This window comes from Lentibacter algarum (assembly GCF_018860975.1).
GTDB classification, from domain to species: domain Bacteria; phylum Pseudomonadota; class Alphaproteobacteria; order Rhodobacterales; family Rhodobacteraceae; genus Lentibacter; species Lentibacter algarum_A.
Map to the genome: position 1 here is coordinate 232,773 of NZ_JAHKQI010000003.1, position 16,491 is coordinate 249,263.

Annotated in this window: 19 protein-coding genes; 10 read left to right on the forward strand and 9 right to left on the reverse strand. The window is 56.4% G+C overall.

What is annotated here, in order from left to right:
* Nucleotides 1-83: 83 nt before the first annotated feature.
* The 8 genes from KO498_RS03885 (at nucleotide 84) to KO498_RS03920 (ending at nucleotide 6,569) form a co-directional block, all read left to right on the forward strand.
* Nucleotides 84-1,004 (forward strand): manganese-dependent inorganic pyrophosphatase, encoded by a 921-nt coding sequence (locus KO498_RS03885; protein WP_215958560.1) that lies wholly within the window; start codon nucleotides 84-86, stop codon nucleotides 1,002-1,004.
* Between the two features lie 92 nt (nucleotides 1,005-1,096).
* A complete protein-coding gene (locus KO498_RS03890) occupies nucleotides 1,097-1,771 on the forward strand; it encodes a hypothetical protein (RefSeq protein WP_215958561.1) in 675 nt (224 codons plus the stop codon).
* Between the two features lie 74 nt (nucleotides 1,772-1,845).
* Nucleotides 1,846-2,541 carry an SGNH/GDSL hydrolase family protein gene (locus KO498_RS03895; protein WP_215958562.1) on the forward strand — a complete coding sequence of 232 codons (696 nt, stop codon included), beginning with the start codon at nucleotides 1,846-1,848 and terminating at the stop codon, nucleotides 2,539-2,541.
* 110 nt (nucleotides 2,542-2,651) lie between these two features.
* Nucleotides 2,652-3,527 (forward strand): HAD family hydrolase, encoded by an 876-nt coding sequence (locus KO498_RS03900; protein WP_215958563.1) that lies wholly within the window; start codon nucleotides 2,652-2,654, stop codon nucleotides 3,525-3,527.
* A 101-nt stretch (nucleotides 3,528-3,628) separates the two neighbouring features.
* Entirely contained in the window at nucleotides 3,629-4,072 is a 444-nt protein-coding gene (locus KO498_RS03905; RefSeq protein WP_215958564.1) for a MaoC family dehydratase, read from the forward strand.
* Between the two features lie 45 nt (nucleotides 4,073-4,117).
* A complete protein-coding gene (locus KO498_RS03910; protein ID WP_215958565.1) occupies nucleotides 4,118-5,056 on the forward strand; it encodes a bifunctional riboflavin kinase/FAD synthetase in 939 nt (312 codons plus the stop codon).
* Nucleotides 5,053-5,523, forward strand: a complete 471-nt coding sequence (locus KO498_RS03915; RefSeq protein WP_215958566.1) for a YcgN family cysteine cluster protein — start codon at nucleotides 5,053-5,055, stop codon at nucleotides 5,521-5,523. Before KO498_RS03910 ends, KO498_RS03915 begins: the two co-directional genes overlap by 4 nt.
* Nucleotides 5,523-6,569, forward strand: a complete 1,047-nt coding sequence (locus KO498_RS03920; protein WP_215958567.1) for a threonine aldolase family protein — start codon at nucleotides 5,523-5,525, stop codon at nucleotides 6,567-6,569. The genes KO498_RS03915 and KO498_RS03920 overlap by 1 nt, the downstream gene beginning before the upstream one ends.
* A gap of 121 nt (nucleotides 6,570-6,690) precedes the next feature.
* Here the strand turns inward: KO498_RS03920 and KO498_RS03925 are convergent, their stop codons facing one another.
* Entirely contained in the window at nucleotides 6,691-7,503 is an 813-nt protein-coding gene (locus tag KO498_RS03925) for an alpha/beta fold hydrolase (protein ID WP_215958568.1), read from the reverse strand.
* 1 nt (nucleotide 7,504) lies between these two features.
* Nucleotides 7,505-8,104 (reverse strand): 2-hydroxychromene-2-carboxylate isomerase, encoded by a 600-nt coding sequence (locus KO498_RS03930; protein ID WP_215958569.1) that lies wholly within the window; start codon nucleotides 8,102-8,104, stop codon nucleotides 7,505-7,507.
* A 116-nt stretch (nucleotides 8,105-8,220) separates the two neighbouring features.
* On the opposite strand from KO498_RS03930, the gene KO498_RS03935 reads away from it, so the two are divergent.
* Nucleotides 8,221-9,234, forward strand: coding sequence for a ribose-phosphate pyrophosphokinase (locus KO498_RS03935; RefSeq protein WP_215958570.1), 1,014 nt, complete (start codon nucleotides 8,221-8,223; stop codon nucleotides 9,232-9,234).
* Nucleotides 9,235-9,239: 5 nt separating this feature from the next.
* Here the strand turns inward: KO498_RS03935 and KO498_RS03940 are convergent, their stop codons facing one another.
* The 7 genes from KO498_RS03940 to KO498_RS03970 all read right to left on the reverse strand — a co-directional run bounded on the left by KO498_RS03940 (nucleotide 9,240) and on the right by KO498_RS03970 (nucleotide 15,604).
* Nucleotides 9,240-9,587: an H-type lectin domain-containing protein gene (locus KO498_RS03940; protein WP_215958571.1), complete on the reverse strand. Its 348-nt coding sequence runs from the start codon at nucleotides 9,585-9,587 to the stop codon at nucleotides 9,240-9,242.
* A gap of 124 nt (nucleotides 9,588-9,711) precedes the next feature.
* Complete coding sequence (locus KO498_RS03945; protein WP_215958572.1) at nucleotides 9,712-10,107, reverse strand: F0F1 ATP synthase subunit epsilon; 396 nt, start codon at nucleotides 10,105-10,107, stop codon at nucleotides 9,712-9,714.
* 13 nt (nucleotides 10,108-10,120) lie between these two features.
* Nucleotides 10,121-11,545, reverse strand: a complete 1,425-nt coding sequence (gene atpD, locus KO498_RS03950; protein WP_215958573.1) for a F0F1 ATP synthase subunit beta — start codon at nucleotides 11,543-11,545, stop codon at nucleotides 10,121-10,123.
* A gap of 22 nt (nucleotides 11,546-11,567) precedes the next feature.
* Nucleotides 11,568-12,446 carry a F0F1 ATP synthase subunit gamma gene (locus KO498_RS03955; protein ID WP_215958574.1) on the reverse strand — a complete coding sequence of 293 codons (879 nt, stop codon included), beginning with the start codon at nucleotides 12,444-12,446 and terminating at the stop codon, nucleotides 11,568-11,570.
* A gap of 13 nt (nucleotides 12,447-12,459) precedes the next feature.
* A complete protein-coding gene (atpA, locus tag KO498_RS03960) occupies nucleotides 12,460-13,998 on the reverse strand; it encodes a F0F1 ATP synthase subunit alpha (RefSeq protein WP_215958575.1) in 1,539 nt (512 codons plus the stop codon).
* Nucleotides 13,999-14,559 carry a F0F1 ATP synthase subunit delta gene (locus KO498_RS03965; protein WP_215958576.1) on the reverse strand — a complete coding sequence of 187 codons (561 nt, stop codon included), beginning with the start codon at nucleotides 14,557-14,559 and terminating at the stop codon, nucleotides 13,999-14,001.
* 304 nt (nucleotides 14,560-14,863) lie between these two features.
* Nucleotides 14,864-15,604, reverse strand: a complete 741-nt coding sequence (locus KO498_RS03970; protein ID WP_215958577.1) for a class I SAM-dependent methyltransferase — start codon at nucleotides 15,602-15,604, stop codon at nucleotides 14,864-14,866.
* A gap of 62 nt (nucleotides 15,605-15,666) precedes the next feature.
* On the opposite strand from KO498_RS03970, the gene gloB reads away from it, so the two are divergent.
* Nucleotides 15,667-16,431, forward strand: a complete 765-nt coding sequence (gene gloB / locus KO498_RS03975) for a hydroxyacylglutathione hydrolase (RefSeq protein WP_215958578.1) — start codon at nucleotides 15,667-15,669, stop codon at nucleotides 16,429-16,431.
* Nucleotides 16,432-16,491 lie beyond the last annotated feature (60 nt).

Below are 16,491 nucleotides of genomic sequence, written 5' to 3' on the forward strand. Positions count from 1 at the left end.
CTGCCCTGCTCAAGCCCGCGTGACAAGCCCGCAAGAGCGCCCTATAAGGCCCCAAAACCCTAGCACTTTATGGAGCAGCTTTGATGACAACCCTCGTTCTTGGCCACAAATCACCCGACACCGACAGCACAGGCTCACCGATCCTCTGGGCATGGTATCTCAACGAGGTTCTCGGCCAGAAGGCCGAAGCCGTCCTCACAGGCGAGCCCAACACCGAAGCCGCCTTCATGCTTGAAAAATGGTCGCTGCCAAAGCCGCGTATAATTGCTGATCTCGATGATGACCAAGCCTGCGTGATCGTTGACACCAACAACCCCGCCGAACTGCCAGCCAATGTGAACAACGCCGATGTGCAAGCCATCATCGACCACCATAAACTTGTTGGTGGCCTTGAGACAAAAGGCCCGATCGACATCACCATCCGTCCGCTGGCCTGCACCGCCACGATCATGCTTGACCTGATCGGAGACGCCGCAAGCAAAATGCCCGACGCCATCAAAGGCGCAGCGCTTACCTGCATCCTGTCAGACACGCTTGAATACCGCTCACCGACAACAACAGCGCATGACAAAGCGGTTGCCGAAAAGCTCGCCGCCGATCTGGGCCTCAACGTCGCTGACTACGCGACAGAGATGTTCACCGCCAAGTCAGATGTCTCCGCCTTCTCCGACGCCGAACTCCTGCGCATGGACAGCAAGGAATACGCTGTCGAGGGCACAAAGTTTCGCGTCTCAGTGCTTGAAACAACCGCGCCCGACACCGTGCTCAGCCGCAAAGCCAGCCTGATGGCCTCCATGACCGACGTGGCAAAGGAAGACGGCGTCGAGCAGGTGCTCTTGTTCGTGATCGACATCCTCAACGAGGAAGCAACCCTGCTGGTGCCAAACGACCTCGTCAAAACCGTCGCCGAGAAAAGCTTTGGCGCAAGCGTTACTGGCGACTCTGTTGTGCTCCCCGGCGTTATGAGCCGCAAAAAACAAATCATCCCGAGCCTCAAGCTCTGAATACAAGTAAAGTCGGCGGGCGGCGTTCTCTATATGCCACCCGCCGACTGCTCGTTAGACGAGCCTAACGGCGGCGATAGAAAAACTCTCTTATGTCTGATGCTTTTCGAACTCTTCTTCGCCCTATAATTGTTGCGGTCACTTTCGCATCCGCTTGCGTCGGAATTGTAACTGCAAATTACGACTTCGGGTCAGCAGATCTGAGTGTCGTAGTTCTGGAATCTCCGACCCCGGCACAGGTGGATACGTTTTTCAAACAGGTCCTCCGAGAACCGGAAAAATACCTCGGTGCGAAATCCGAACTTTCAACGCCAAGTGAGCTGCGTCAGAAGCTGTTAGAGTTCGCACGAAGCGGCAAGTTTCCATATTCTCTCAAATCGTTCCAGTTCACGCTCCAAAACCTTTCAAAATATCAGGCTAATGATGTTGAGTTCAACATTGCCTTCCTGAATGGAGAGACTGTTGTCCACCAAGATCACTTCAACGGACAGCATGATCTAGAGGCGAGACAAGGCATAATCACAGGGGATATCCCTGTGACCGCGACAACAAAGGATGTAGACAGGTTTTCCTTTTGTATTTCCTATCGCGGACGTTTCTTTTTCAATCGTGTTGAGCAAAAGGTCGTCGTGGATCGCGCGCCCCTCCCCCCGATCGAACACGAGCAGGGCGAAATTATCCAGGCACTGACCCGAGCGTGGGGCAAAATCTCGGATAAAGAAAAGGATCTTTTGATCTGGACTGCACCCTGCCAAAACTGGCCCTGATGGGTTTATCAGCTGGCCGCACGACAGCGCCAATACAGCCTTCCATCTTGCGTAGCCGCACGCCATAAGGAAACATGCTCAGCCTCGCCGCCAAACTCGCCCTCTCCCCCCTCCTCGCCGCGCAGGCCCTCTACGTGATGCGCACCGCCCAACTGCTCCCCGAGCCAGAAGGCCCCCGCTCCGGCACGGCTGGGAGCGGCCCAAAACACCGCCTGCTCATCCTCGGCGACAGCTCCGTCGCGGGTGTCGGAGCGTCGCATCAAAGCCAAGCCCTGTCAGGTCAGCTTCCACCCTTGCTCGTCCCGCACCTCGCTCTTGAATGGCAGCTCATCGCCCGCACTGGCGCCACGTCAAAAAGCACGCTGCGAACGCTCGAAAACCTCCCCGAACAACGCTTTGACACGGCCTTCGTCGGCCTCGGCGTGAATGACGTCACCCGCCTCACAAGCCCGTCCACATGGCTCAAACAGCAACATGCCTTGCACGCGCTCTTGCACGGCAAGTTCGGTGTCAAACGCATCCTGCGCTCTGGCCTGCCGCCCATGCACCGCTTCCCCCTCCTGCCGCAGCCTCTGCGCTACGTCCTCGGCCGCGACGCCAAGCGCCTCGACACCTTGCTCGCCAAACTCTGCGCCGCCGACAGCGCGCTCATACACATACCGCTAAACCTACCCTTCGAGCCTCGCTATGTTGCCGCCGACGGCTACCACCCCTCAGAAGCCGCCTATGCCAAATGGGCTCAAATCATCGCACAACACCTGCGCCCCTGAACCCCTTCAGCTTTTCTTTTCGCACAAATACTCAAATCCAGCCCTCGCCGCCGCGCGCTGCTGGTAAAGGCGTGCAAGCCCTGCCATAACGCCTTAAAAGGAGCTTCCCCATGACACGTATCATCCCCGCCCTCGCAGATATCTCCGCACAATATGACGCCCTGTTTGTTGATCTCTGGGGCTGTGTGCATGATGGCGTCAAGGCCATGCCAGCCGCGGTTGCAGCGCTGCAAGCCTACCGCGCCAAAGGTGGTAAAGTGGTGCTTGTCACCAACTCTCCCAAGCCCCGCGCTGGCGTTACCGAACAGCTGGTGCAGTTCGGCGTGCCGCAAGACGCCTATGATGACATCGCCTCCTCCGGCGATTCCGCGCGCTCGGCGATGTTTCAAGGTGTGGTCGGCGAGAAGGTCTATTTCATGGGCGAATGGCAGCGCGACGAGGGCTTTTTTGAGCCGCTCGAAATTCTCGACAACCCGACACCGATCACACGCGTTCCCCTCACCGAAGCAACGGGCATCGTCTGCTGCGGCCCGTTTGACCCGATGGCCGACCCCTCCGACAACCGTTCCGACTTTCTCTACGCCAAGACCAAAGGCATGAAGCTGCTTTGCGCCAACCCCGATATCGTGGTTGACCGGGGCGATGTGCGTGAATGGTGCGCAGGCGCGCTCGCCCGGCTCTACACCGAAATGGGCGGCGAAAGCCTGTATTTCGGCAAGCCGCATCCGCCGATCTACGACCTCGCCCGCCGCCGCCTTGCTGCGCTTGATGCGTCGATCACCCCGAACCGCATCCTCGCAATCGGCGACGGTATCCACACCGACATCAAAGGTGCTTTGGGGGATGACATCGATTCGCTGTTCATTACCGGTGGCCTCGCCGCGGCGGAAACCAAGACGACCGATCAACCCCAAGAAGCCGCCCTCAATGCCTACATCGCCGCCGAGATGGTCACTCCAACCTATGCTATCGGCCAATTGCGCTAGCGTTTTCGGCTTGATCTTTCTGCATCTGCGAAGTAATTATATTCCAACTCAGGGCGCACACGCGCCTGATAATTACGCCATCAATTAGCAAAGAGGCCGGAATGTTGGACAACCTTCCTCGCGGAACCATCACCATCGAAGAGATCGAAATGGGCATGATGCGCTACATACGCAAAGTCGTGACCGATGAAGACATCGAGATGTTCGCCAAGGTTTCGACCGATCACAACCCTGTTCACCTTGACGACGCCTACGCCAACGACACCATCTTTGAAGGCCGCATCGCCCACGGTATGCTGACAGCAGGCCTGATATCTGCCGTCATCGGCGAGCAACTCCCCGGTCACGGCACGATCTATATGGGCCAGTCGCTCAAGTTCCTCGCCCCCGTGCGCCCCGGCGACATGGTCACAGCCGAGGTCGAGGTCACCGCCATCGACCACACCAAACGCCGCGTCACCCTCGACTGCCGCTGCTTGGTAGACGGTAAAAAAGTGCTCGTAGGCGAAGCCACAGTCCTCGCCCCTTCGGCCAAGTTTGACTAGCACTCACCGCTTGCACCCAATCGCCGCTAAGGCTACCCAAGCAGCATGCGTATTATCCGTGACTACACCTATGTAAATGACGCCGACAAAGGGGCTTCCGTGGCGATCGGAAACTTCGACGGTGTGCACCTTGGCCACCAGTCGGTGATCGAGCTTGCCCGCAAGGCTGGCGCAGCGGCGAATGCCCCTCTCGGCATCCTCACCTTCGAGCCCCATCCGCGGCAATACTTCGCGCCCAAAGCTCCGGCGTTCCGCCTGATGAGCCCCGAAGCACGCGCCCACCGCCTTGAGAAACTCGGCGTGAAACGGCTGTATGAGCTGGCCTTCAACGCCACGCTCTCGGCACTCACACCAGAAGAGTTCGCTCGCAATGTGATCAAAGATGGCCTTGGCCTCAAACATGTCGTCATCGGCGCTGACTTCTGCTTTGGCAAAGACCGCGCAGGCACCGCCGAAAGCCTCATCGAGTTCGGACAGCAAATGGGCTTTGGCGTCACCATCGCCGAACTTCTCACAAGCACCACTGGCCAAGTCTCCTCAACGGCGATCCGCAACGCCTTAACAGAAGGCCGCCCCCGCGACGCCGCCAGCATGCTCGGCCACTGGCACCGCTTTGAGGGGCCAGTCATCACTGGCGAGCAACGCGGCCGCGACTTGGGCTTTCCGACCGCCAACATGAGCATCGACGGGCTGCACCTGCCCAAACTCGGCGTTTACGCTGTCGAGGCCGACATCCTCACAGGCCCGCACAAGGGCAGCTACATCGGCGCAGCTTCGCTGGGAACCCGCCCGATGTTCGGCGAGAACAAGCCCAACCTTGAAACGTTCATCTTCGATTTCAAAGGCGATATCTACGGCGAGACAATCTCAATCGCGCTCGTTGATTACCTGCGCCCCGAGGAAAACTTTGACAGCTTGGAGGCGCTCATCACCCAAATGAACGCCGACTGCGCCAAAGCCCGCACAATAATGAGCCAGCTATGAACGACCCGATCATGCGCAAAGGCCTCGCGCCGAAGTTCTGGGAAAAGACCCCATTGAACAAAATGTCCCCACAAGAGTGGGAAGCGCTCTGTGACGGCTGCGGCAAATGCTGCCTCAACAAGCTTGAGGATGAAGACACAGGCCATGTCGCGCTGACACGTGTGGCCTGCCGGATGTTTGATGACACCACCTGCCGCTGCGCACAATACGACATTCGCCATCAGTTCGTGCCCGAGTGCATCTCGCTCAAGCCCGAAAACCTTGATGAGCATATGTATTGGATGCCCAGCACCTGCGCCTACAAACTCCTCTGGGAGGGCAAGCCGCTTTTTGCATGGCACCCGCTAATTTCCGGCACGCCGGACTCTGTGCATGACGCAGGGGTTTCCATGCAGCAAAAAACCGTGCCAGAGTTTGAAATTCCCGAAGAAGACTGGGAAGAACATATCATCGAGGAACCGATCTGATGTTTTACGCCTCCGACAACTCAAGCGCCGTGCACCCCGCCATCATGGACGCCCTTGCCCGCGCCAATGACGGCTACGCCATGCCCTACGGTGCCGACACGATCATGGACGAAGTGCGTGACACCATCCGCGAGATATTCGAAGCGCCCGAAGCCGTAGTTTACCTTGTGTCTACAGGCACCGCCGCCAACGCCCTCGCCCTCGCAACCATGTGCCAACCGTTTGAGACCGTGTTCTGCTCGCCCACCGCGCATATCCACGAAGACGAATGTAACGCACCCGAGTTCTATTCAGGCGGTGCCAAGCTTACCATCGTCGGAACTGACGACAAAATGACGCCTGAAGCACTTGATGCCGCCATCGCAGCGGAAGAAACCCGCGGCGTGCACGGCCCGCAGCGCGGCCCGGTCTCTGTCACGCAAGTCACAGAGCGCGGCGGTGTCTATTCGCTCGCCGAGCTGCAAGCCCTCACCAAAACCGCCAAAGGCTACGGCCTTGCGTGTCACCTCGACGGCGCGCGCTTCGCCAATGCTCAGGTGGCCCTTGGCTGCACAGCCGCCGAGATGTCATGGAAAGCCGGCTTTGATGCGGTCTCCTTCGGCGGCACCAAAAACGGCTGCATGGGCGTTGAGGCGGTGGTGTTCTTTGACCCTGCCAAAGCTTGGGAGTTTGAGCTGCGCCGCAAACGTGGCGGGCACCTGTTCTCAAAACACCGCTACCTCTCGGCGCAAATGCAAGGCTACCTCGCCGATGGCCTCTGGCTCGACAGCGCCAAGCAAGCCAACGCCAATGCCGCAGCACTACTTGCGGGCTTGCAAAAAATAGAAGGCTTCAGCCTAACAAGCGATGCCGACGCCAACCTGTTTTTCGCCACCTTGCCCCGCGCAGCACACCAGCGCCTCGCCAAAGCTGGAGCGCAATACTATGTGCTCGATGGTGACGTCGAAAAAGGCGATCCGGATGAGCCCCTCCCCTGCCGCTTGGTGAGCAGTTGGTCAATCACCGAGGCCCAGATCTCGGAGTTTCTCGCCCTCGCGAAAGGCTGATACAGCGCCGCCACCGTGCGCCGCGTTAACCACTTTAGCGCCGCCAAATCCGTGCATACGCATTATGCACTGCTATATGCACTGTGGTATGCACCCGAGTCACAGCGCTTTTGAACAGGCCCTAAGCCGTTAACCAAAACGCGCGGATGAGCTCTGCGGTCTCTTTCGGGTGCGTGATCGGCACCATGTGCCCGGCCCCCTCAACAACAAGGTTTTCGGCCCCTCCCATCCGCCGTGCGAGCCCGTCATTAACGGTTTTAATGCCCTTCGGAGAGGTGCTCCCACGCAGCAACATCACCGGCATGTCCAGCGCCGCAAGCCGCGTTTCATCGGTCATATTTGCAAGATCACGGTAGATCGCAGGTTCGCTCTCAGGGATAAGCGGTATCTGCATTTCCATCATCTTTTGCATCGATTCCGGCATCGCCTCCCAAGGCGGCCCGCCGCCCCAAATTCCGAGGAAGGACTGCGCCGCAGCCGCGGTATCTCCCGCGTCAATGAAGTCGGAAATGCGTTTCATTTCAGATAGATGTATCTCGGCATACTCGGGGTCATCGAGCCGCGCGATGGCAAACAAAACCGGCTCAATCAGCACCGCAGAGCGCACCATATCTGGGCACTCAAGCGCCAAGCGCAAAGCCACGGTCGCACCAAAAGAGTGCCCGACCAAGTCGATCTTCTCACCCGTTTTCAGGAAAGTCTTCGCAACTTCAGTGCTCACATCGTGGTAGTCACCGACACCGTCCCAAACCGCGGTTTTGCCGTGACTGAGGTGGTCAAATGCCGTCATCGTCGCCTCATCGCCCAACAGCTTGGCGACACCCCGCCAAGCGCCGGAATGCGCCAGAGAACAGTGCAACATCAAAGCCTTACGCGGCCCTTCGCCGAGCACAGTATGGTAGACATCATACCCGGCGCGGTTCTCAACAGTCATCTCAGAGCTTGCCTTCAAGGTGCAACTCCAGGTCAGCCAAGCGGTCTTGACCCCAGAATTTTTCACCATTTTCAAGCACATAGAAGGGTGCGCCAAAAACACCAGCCGCAACGGCCTGCTCTAGGTTGCGCCCGTAGGTTTCCGCACCAACAAGCATACCGGAATTGGTCAATGAAGCGTCAAAGCCTGTCGCCTCAAGGCAGGCCTGAACCACAGCCTCATCGCCGATATCGCGCTCTTCAACCCACGTCGCACGCATTAATGCCTGCGCCAAAGCACCGACATTCCCTCCAGCTTCCTGCGCCGCAATGACAGCATAAGACGCAGGCACAGGATTGGTCGGCCAGAAGGCAGGCTTGGGGAAGGTCATCTCCATGCCGGTCTTTTTCACCTGACGCTTCAGCTCCTGGTTGCGGTAGTCCATGCGTGAAGGGTGTCTGTCAGCAGGTGCCGCACCGCCAGTGCGCGGAAAAAGCGCCATAATATCCAAGGGCTTGTAATTAATGTCCTGCCCATGCTTCGCTGCGATCTCTTCAAGCCTGTTGCCTGCGAGATATGCCCAAGGACTGAGTACAGAGAAGTAATAATCAATTGTTGGCATGCTGTAATTTCCCTTTGCGCTATTCGCTCTCTTTGCCCGACCCTAGAGAGATGCTAAGCCGTGTCAACGTCATCAGTCTGCGACAGAATCATCAAAGCCTCGGGGGGGCTCAGCCTATGTCACTCACCAAAGAACCAAAGCTCATTGCCGGCAACGCCAACATGCCACTGGCCAAAGCGATCACGCGGCGCATGTCGCTACATCGCGGGGTAAGTCAGGGGTTGGTCGAGGCCCGCGTCGAGCGCTTCAACGATGGTGAGATATTCGTCGAAGTGTTTGATAACGTTCGCGGCGAGGACATGTTCATCATCCAGTCAACCTCCAATCCGGCGAATGACAACTTGATGGAGCTGCTGATCATGGCCGACGCGTTGCGCCGCTCGTCTGCGCAGAGGATTACCGCTGTCATCCCCTACTTTGGCTATGCCCGCCAAGACCGCCGCTCAAAGGCGCGCACACCGATCTCGGCTAAATTGGTCGCCAATATGCTGGTTGGCGCGGGTATTGAGCGCATCCTGACGATGGACCTGCATGCAGCTCAAATTCAGGGCTTTTTCGACATTCCGGTTGATAACCTCTACGCCTCACCGATCTTCGCACTCGACATTAAGCATAAATTCAAGAATGAGATGGATGATATCATGGTCGTCTCTCCTGATGTCGGCGGTGTTGCTCGGGCGCGTGAACTTGCCAAGCGAATCGACGCACCGCTGTCGATTGTTGACAAACGCCGTGAAAAGGCTGGCGAAGTCGCCGAGATGACAATCATCGGCGATGTGACAGGTAAAAAATGCTTTATCGTCGATGACATGGTCGATACCGCAGGCACGCTCTGCAAAGCTGCTGAGGTGCTCATAGAGAATGGGGCGTCTGAAGTGCACGCTTACATCACGCACGGTGTGCTTTCCGGCCCGGCCTGCGACCGTATCAGCAAGTCAGTGATGAAATCGCTGGTGATAACGGATACGATCGCTGCAACCGACGAAGCCAAAGCAACGCCCAACATTCGTGTGGTTCCCACTGCGCCGATGTTCGCACAGGCAACACTCAATATCTGGAACGGCACCTCTGTCAGTTCGTTGTTTGACACCGACATGCTTGAGCCGATCTACGAAGGGCTGTTTACGTAAGCCTCTCAGTAAACCTCCCAGGCGTCATCATCAGGCACTGACCCAATCGCCAACCACGATGCACGAATGCGGGCGATTTTGCTGTCTCCCCAAGTGCGAAAAACCAGATGAAAACCCGTCTCGCCGATGTTCTCGGCTTCAATATCAGCACGCAGATTTGTGGCGCTATCGACGTCCCAAAGCGTCAGTGAGCACTGCACGCTCGGCGCCGATTTGAACGGTTCTTGAAAGGCGATCCACTTGCGTGCTTCACGGTTTCCCGTGCCAGTCCACATTTCGCCACCCTCTTGATAATGCTCAAAAATTACATCATTGCCCTGCGCAACGCCGACACCGACCCCAAGTTTCTTCATCGCAATTTGTTCCGTTCCCAAGCTTTCCCTTCCCGCACTCGTAACCGGCACAAAAAATGCCCCAACCCTTATAGGTTGAGGCATATCATTTTCTATCGCTTCTGCCCAGAGACAGAGCAAGGTGTCAGACCATATTTTGCAGAAGCTCTTCAAGATCGGCCAGCAAAAGTTCAGCCATATCGCGGTTTTCGCTGGCAGCATTTGCAGCAGCTTCACGAGCGGCAGCGACAACTGGTTCTAGATCAGCCTGCGAAGCATCCGCCATGGCGATAGCCTTTTCGGCCAGCACCGAGCAGCCCTCGGGGCTGACTTCCGCAAAACCGCCAGTGACAGCATATTTTGCCTCACCCTCAGGCCCTGCAATATGCAGCACACCAGGGCGCAGCGTGGTGATCACAGGCGCGTGGTTCGGCATCGCCGTCATCTGCCCGTCAGCACCAGGGATCTGCACTGAAGCGACCTGAAGAGAAGCAAGCTTCTGCTCAGGGCTTACCAGATCAAATTGCATCGTATCGGCCATGTGTCAGCCTCCCTTAAGCAGCGTCAGCTGCCATTTTTTCGGCTTTGGCGATCACGTCTTCGATGCCGCCAACCATGTAAAAGGCGCCTTCTGGGAGGTGATCATACTCGCCAGCGACAACCGCTTTGAACGATGCAATCGTGTCTTCGAGCTGCACCTGAATACCGTCAGAGCCGGTAAACACTTTCGCAACGTCAAATGGTTGCGACAGGAAACGCTCGATCTTACGGGCGCGAGAAACTGTCATTTTGTCTTCTTCTGACAACTCGTCCATGCCGAGGATCGCAATGATGTCTTGCAGTGATTTGTAGCGCTGCAAAATCTGCTGAACTTCGGTTGCAACCGTGTAGTGCTCTTCGCCGATGATCTGCGGGTCAAGCAGGCGTGACGTCGAACCAAGAGGATCAACCGCCGGGTAGATACCTTTCTCCGAGATCGAACGGTCAAGAACCGTTGTCGCGTCAAGGTGCGCAAATGATGTTGCAGGTGCAGGGTCAGTCAAGTCATCCGCAGGAACGTATACGGCTTGAACCGATGTGATCGAACCATTTTTGGTTGACGAGATGCGCTCTTGCATCTGGCCCATGTCTGTCGCCAGTGTTGGCTGGTAGCCAACCGCTGATGGAATACGACCCAAGAGAGCCGAAACTTCCGAACCAGCTTGTGTAAAGCGGAAGATGTTATCAACGAAGAACAGAACGTCTGAACCCGTGTCATCACGGAACTGTTCCGCGAGTGACAGACCTGTCAGAGCAACACGCATACGCGCTCCGGGAGGCTCGTTCATCTGGCCGTAGACCAGAGCAATCTTTGAATCCGGAAGATTGTCAGGAACGATAACACCAGATTCGATCATCTCGTGGTAAAGGTCGTTGCCTTCACGTGTGCGCTCACCAACACCCGCGAACACAGACACACCTGAGTGCACTTTCGCGATGTTGTTGATCAGTTCCATGATCAAAACCGTTTTGCCAACACCCGCACCGCCGAAGAGACCGATTTTGCCGCCCTTCGTGTAAGGCGCGAGAAGGTCGATAACCTTGATGCCTGTTGTCAGAATTTCAGTCGCGGTTGACTGCTCTTCAAACGTCGGCGCGTCGCCGTGAATAGAGCGCTTGCCAGTCGCGTCAACCGGGCCCTTTTCATCAACAGGGTCGCCTGTCACGTTGAGGATACGGCCCAATGTGCCGTTACCCACAGGAACCGAAATCGGCTCGCCAAGGTCGCTAACTTCCTGGCCGCGAACGAGCCCTTCAGTAGCGTCCATCGCGATGCAGCGAACTGTGCTCTCGCCGAGGTGCTGAGCAACCTCGAGGATCAGGCGTTTGCCGTTGTTGTCTGTTTCAAGTGCGTTCAGAATTTCGGGCAGGTGGGCGCCAAATTGTACGTCCACAACGGCGCCGATCACCTGGGTGATTTTGCCTTTTGCATTAGCCATGTATCTCGTCTCCGGTTGTCTTTTAGAGCGCTTCAGCGCCCGAAATAATCTCGATCAGCTCGTTGGTAATCACAGCCTGACGTGAGCGGTTATACTCGATTGTCAGATTGTCGATCATGTCGCCCGCATTGCGCGTCGCGTTATCCATAGCTGACATACGTGCCCCTTGCTCGCTTGCCCCGTTTTCGAGGAGCGCTGCAAAGATTTGTGTTGCCACACCGCGTGGCAACAAGTCTGCAAGTACCTGGTCTTGATCAGGCTCGTAGTCATAGTCAGCGGCGCCAGCCTCTTTGCCTTCCGGCGCGTCATAACTGGCAGGAATAACTTGTTGCTCGGTCGGGATCTGGCTGATCACCGACTGGAAGCGGTTGTAGAAGATTGTCGCGACATCAAACTCTTGCGCTTCAAAGCGGTTGAGCAGATCAACAGCAATGTCTTTGGCATGGTCGTAACCAAGCTTTTTGACTTCACTCAGATCAACATGATGCACGAACAGGCTCTCAAATTCGCCCTTCAACTGCTCGCGGCCTTTTTTGCCCACGGTCAGAATTTTGACAGTTTTGCCTTCTGCTTTCAAACGAGCGATGCGGGCTTTCGCCAGCTTCACGATCGTGCTGTTAAAGCCGCCACAAAGGCCGCGTTCGGCAGTCATAACAACGAGCATATGCACCTTGTCATCTCCCGAGCCGCGCAGCAGGAGCGGTGCTCCGTCTGAAGTGCCCACAGCCGAGGCCAGCCCACCCAGAACCGCGTTAAAGCGCTCTGTGTAAGGGCGTGACTGTTCAGCAGCTTCCTGTGCCCGCCGCAGTTTTGCGGCAGCCACCATTTGCATGGCTTTCGTGATCTTGCGGGTCGATTTGACCGACTCAATCCGATTTTTAAGGTCCTTGAGATTTGGCATTGCCTATCTCTCCTTAAGCGAAGTCAGCGGCGAATTCGTCCAGCGCTGCTTTGACGCGGTCGGCAGCATCGCCTTTGATCTTCGGATCTTCGTCTGTGATCCAAGTCAAAAGGTCAGCGTGCTTGCTGCGCAGGTGGTTAAGCAGGCCAGCTTCGTAGCGTCCAACCTGGTTCACTTCGACTTTGTCGAGGTAACCGTTGGTGCCCGCAAAGATGACGCAAACGATTTCGGCGTTTGTCAGCGGCGAGTATTGCGCTTGCTTCATCAGCTCTGTCAGACGCGCACCGCGAGCCAGAAGTTGCTGTGTTGCAGCGTCAAGGTCTGAGCCGAACTGGGCAAAAGCCGCCATCTCACGATACTGGGCCAGTGACAGTTTCACAGGGCCAGCAACCGAAGACATCGCTTTGGTTTGCGCCGATGAACCAACACGAGAAACCGAAAGGCCTGTGTTCACAGCAGGGCGGATGCCTTGGTAAAACAGTTCGGTTTCAAGGAAAATCTGACCATCGGTGATCGAAATCACGTTTGTCGGAATAAACGCCGAAACATCGCCGCCTTGGGTTTCAATGATCGGCAGAGCCGTCAGTGAACCCGAGCCGTGATCTTCGTTGAGCTTTGAAGAGCGCTCAAGCAGACGTGAGTGAAGGTAGAAAACGTCACCTGGGTAAGCTTCACGGCCCGGTGGGCGACGCAGAAGAAGTGACATCTGGCGGTATGAAACGGCCTGCTTTGAAAGGTCATCGTAGATGATCAGAGCGTGCTTGCCATTGTCGCGGAAGTATTCCGCCATCGCTGTTGCCGCGTAAGGTGCGAGAAACTGCATCGGAGCAGGATCAGACGCCGTTGCCGCCACAACGATTGAATACTCGATCGCGCCGCTTTCTTCGAGGCGCTTCACAAGCTGGGCAACCGTCGAGCGCTTCTGGCCGATGGCTACATAAACGCAGTAAAGCTTCTTGCTGTCGTCATCGCCAGCAGCTTCGTTGTAGCTCTTCTGGTTGAGGATCGCGTCAAGCGCCACGGCAGTTTTACCTGTTTGGCGGTCACCAATGATCAGCTCGCGCTGACCACGACCAATCGGGATCATAGCGTCAACCGACTTAAGGCCAGTCGCCATCGGCTCGTGAACCGACTTACGCGGGATGATGCCCGGCGCCTTGCTGTCTGCAATCGCACGGTTCTTGGTTTTGATCGGGCCTTTGCCGTCGATCGGGTTACCGAGGCCGTCAACCACGCGCCCGAGAAGCTCGGGGCCTGATGGCACGTCAACGATCGCGTTTGTGCGCTTGACTGTGTCACCTTCTTTGATGTCACGGTCAGAACCGAAAATAACAACACCAACGTTGTCAGTTTCGAGGTTGAGGGCCATGCCCATAATTCCACCTGGGAATTCAACCATCTCACCAGCCTGGATGTTATCCAGGCCATAAACGCGGGCGATACCGTCGCCGACGCTAAGAACTTGACCAACTTCAGCAACTTCGGCTTCTTTACCGAAGTTCTTAATCTGATCCTTTAGGATCGCAGAAATTTCTGCAGCTTGGATACCCATTTATCCGACCTCTTTCATTGCATTCTGGAGGGAGCCGAGCTTCGAGCGGATCGACGTGTCGATCATTTTCGAGCCCACTTTAACGACAAGGCCGCCGATGAGGCTTTCATCAACGGACGCTTTGATGGTCACAGTCTTGCCGAAACGCGTTTTCAAGGTTTTGGCGAGCTTGTCTGCTTGTGCTTTGGTCAGAGCTTTGGCGCTCACGACTTCGGCTGATACTTCACCTTTGTCTTCAGCGATACGCGCGCGCAGGCCTTTGACAAGTTGTGGCACAACGAACAAGCGACGCTTTGCAGCCATAAGGCTAAGCGTCTTCGTCATGATTGGTGAGAGTTTCATCTTCTTGGCAAGCGCTGCAACTGCAGCGCCTTGCTCTTCGCGACTGTAAATAGGGCTTGAGAGCAGGTTGGTGAAGTCGGCACTGTCCTTCAGTGCGCTTTCCAAACTGTCCAAGTCACCTTCAAGCGGCGCAAGTTTTTTTGTTTCTTTGGCAAGGTCAAAAACGGCTGTCGCATAGCGGGCCGCAATACCTGTTGAGATCGAAGCTGGTTCGGACACGTCCACCCTTCCGATTGTCTGGCCCCAGATTAGCAGGTCGTAAGCCAAGCTTACAGTCCGCACATCCCCCGGGGGCGTTTCACCCTGAGTTTTCTCAAAGCAGCTAAATCGAGGCGGGTGTAACAGAGCAAACTTGTTGCGGCAAGCTGCTACAGTGTTTTTTGCTGCAAGTGAATGTTACTTACTTTCAACACCTTAGCCAAAGTGCGACGCTTTGGCCTGCAAAAAGTGCAGGTTTTTCCGGCGCTTGGGGTGAATCAGGGCTCCATTGCAGCCGTTTCTTCACCTTAAACTGTCGTATTACTTATACCGGAACCGCATCAGGCGGTGCTTTCAAAATCGAAATCGGTGTCTTCACTCTTTGCCCAAGGCCGGGGCGTGTCGGGGCAGGTATTTGCTTTGTCACTTCCACCATCAACACCCCACCACCAGCGATAAACGGAACACTACGACCGAGCTTTTCCCAAAACGACGCCGTCTTGCGCCAGAATCGGCGCTCGCTCGGGGGTTGGTAAAGTGCTGTGCGGCTGTGTTCGGGGCGAAACCCCCAGAGTTTTAGTTGCTCGTCTAGCTGCCCAAGCGTATAGGGCCGCCCGTAGCCAAAGGGCGTTCTGTCGTTGCGGCTCCAAAGTCCCGCACGGTTGGGCACTATGAACAGTGCCCGACCACCAGGGCCAAGCACGCGGTAGGCTTCCTCAAACACTGCAGCCGGCCATTCGCTGGTTTCCAGCCCGTGCATCAGCACCAGTTTGTCGACATGCCCTGTTTCGACGGGCCAGTGCGTCTCTTCACAAAGCACACTGACGTTCGGCATTTTGGCGGGCCAGGGCATCACACCCTGTGGGCCCGGCATAAGGCAGGTCACTCGCCGCGCATCCTTGAGGTATGGCCGCAGCAAAGGCGCAGCAAAGCCGAAGCCGAGCACAGACTGGCCGTTCGCACTGGGCCAGATTTCCAACATCTGGTCACGGATCACCTTTTGCGCGGCCCGCCCGAGCGTGCTGCGATAATAAAAGTTCCGCAGGTCTTTCACGTCAAGATGCATTGCAGCCCCTGCCCTGATCCGTCACTCTTTGATAAACCATATCAAACCGGTAAGGAAATGCTATGCCCCTCACACTCGCCACCGTTCCCTGCTTGGAAGACAACTACGCTTTCCTGATCGCCAATGATGCCGGAGAAGCGGCGCTTGTCGATGCGCCAGAGGCTGCGCCGATAAATGCAGAACTGGAAAAGCGCGGCTGGTCGCTCAAAACCGTGCTGCTCACCCATCATCACTGGGATCATGTTGAAGGCCTGGACAGCCTCACTGGCCGCGACGACCTGACTGTGATCGGAGCGAAAGCCGATGAGCACCGCCTTCCCACCCTTGATCACGCCTATAGCGACGGAGACAGCTTCACTTTGCTTGGCGAAGAGGTGCAGGTGTTTGATGTCTCTGGCCACACACTCGGGCACATTGCGTTTTACCTACCTGCTTCTGGCCTCGTATTCTCCGGTGACAGCCTGATGGCACTTGGATGCGGAAGGTTGTTTGAAGGCTCGCCCGAACTCATGCATGACAGCATGAACAAGTTCGCAACTTTACCAGAAACGACCCTCGTTTGTTCAGGCCATGAATACACCGCCTCGAACGGTCGCTTCGCCGCAACGGTCGATCCTGACAACAAAGCGCTCGCCTTGCGCAACATAGAAACTGCCAAAATCAGGGCCCAAGGCGGCTTCACCGTGCCCTCGACACTGGCGCTTGAGCGGGCAACAAACCCTTTCTTGCGCGCCAACGAGCCGAGTATCAAAAGCGCGATCGGCCTGCCAAATGCCACCGATAAGGAGAGTTTTACGAAACTTCGCGCTATGAAAGACGCTTTCTAGGGGTTTTTTTCGGCAATCACGCCAATTGTGATACTTTATTTAAAGAAACCTCTTGAAGAC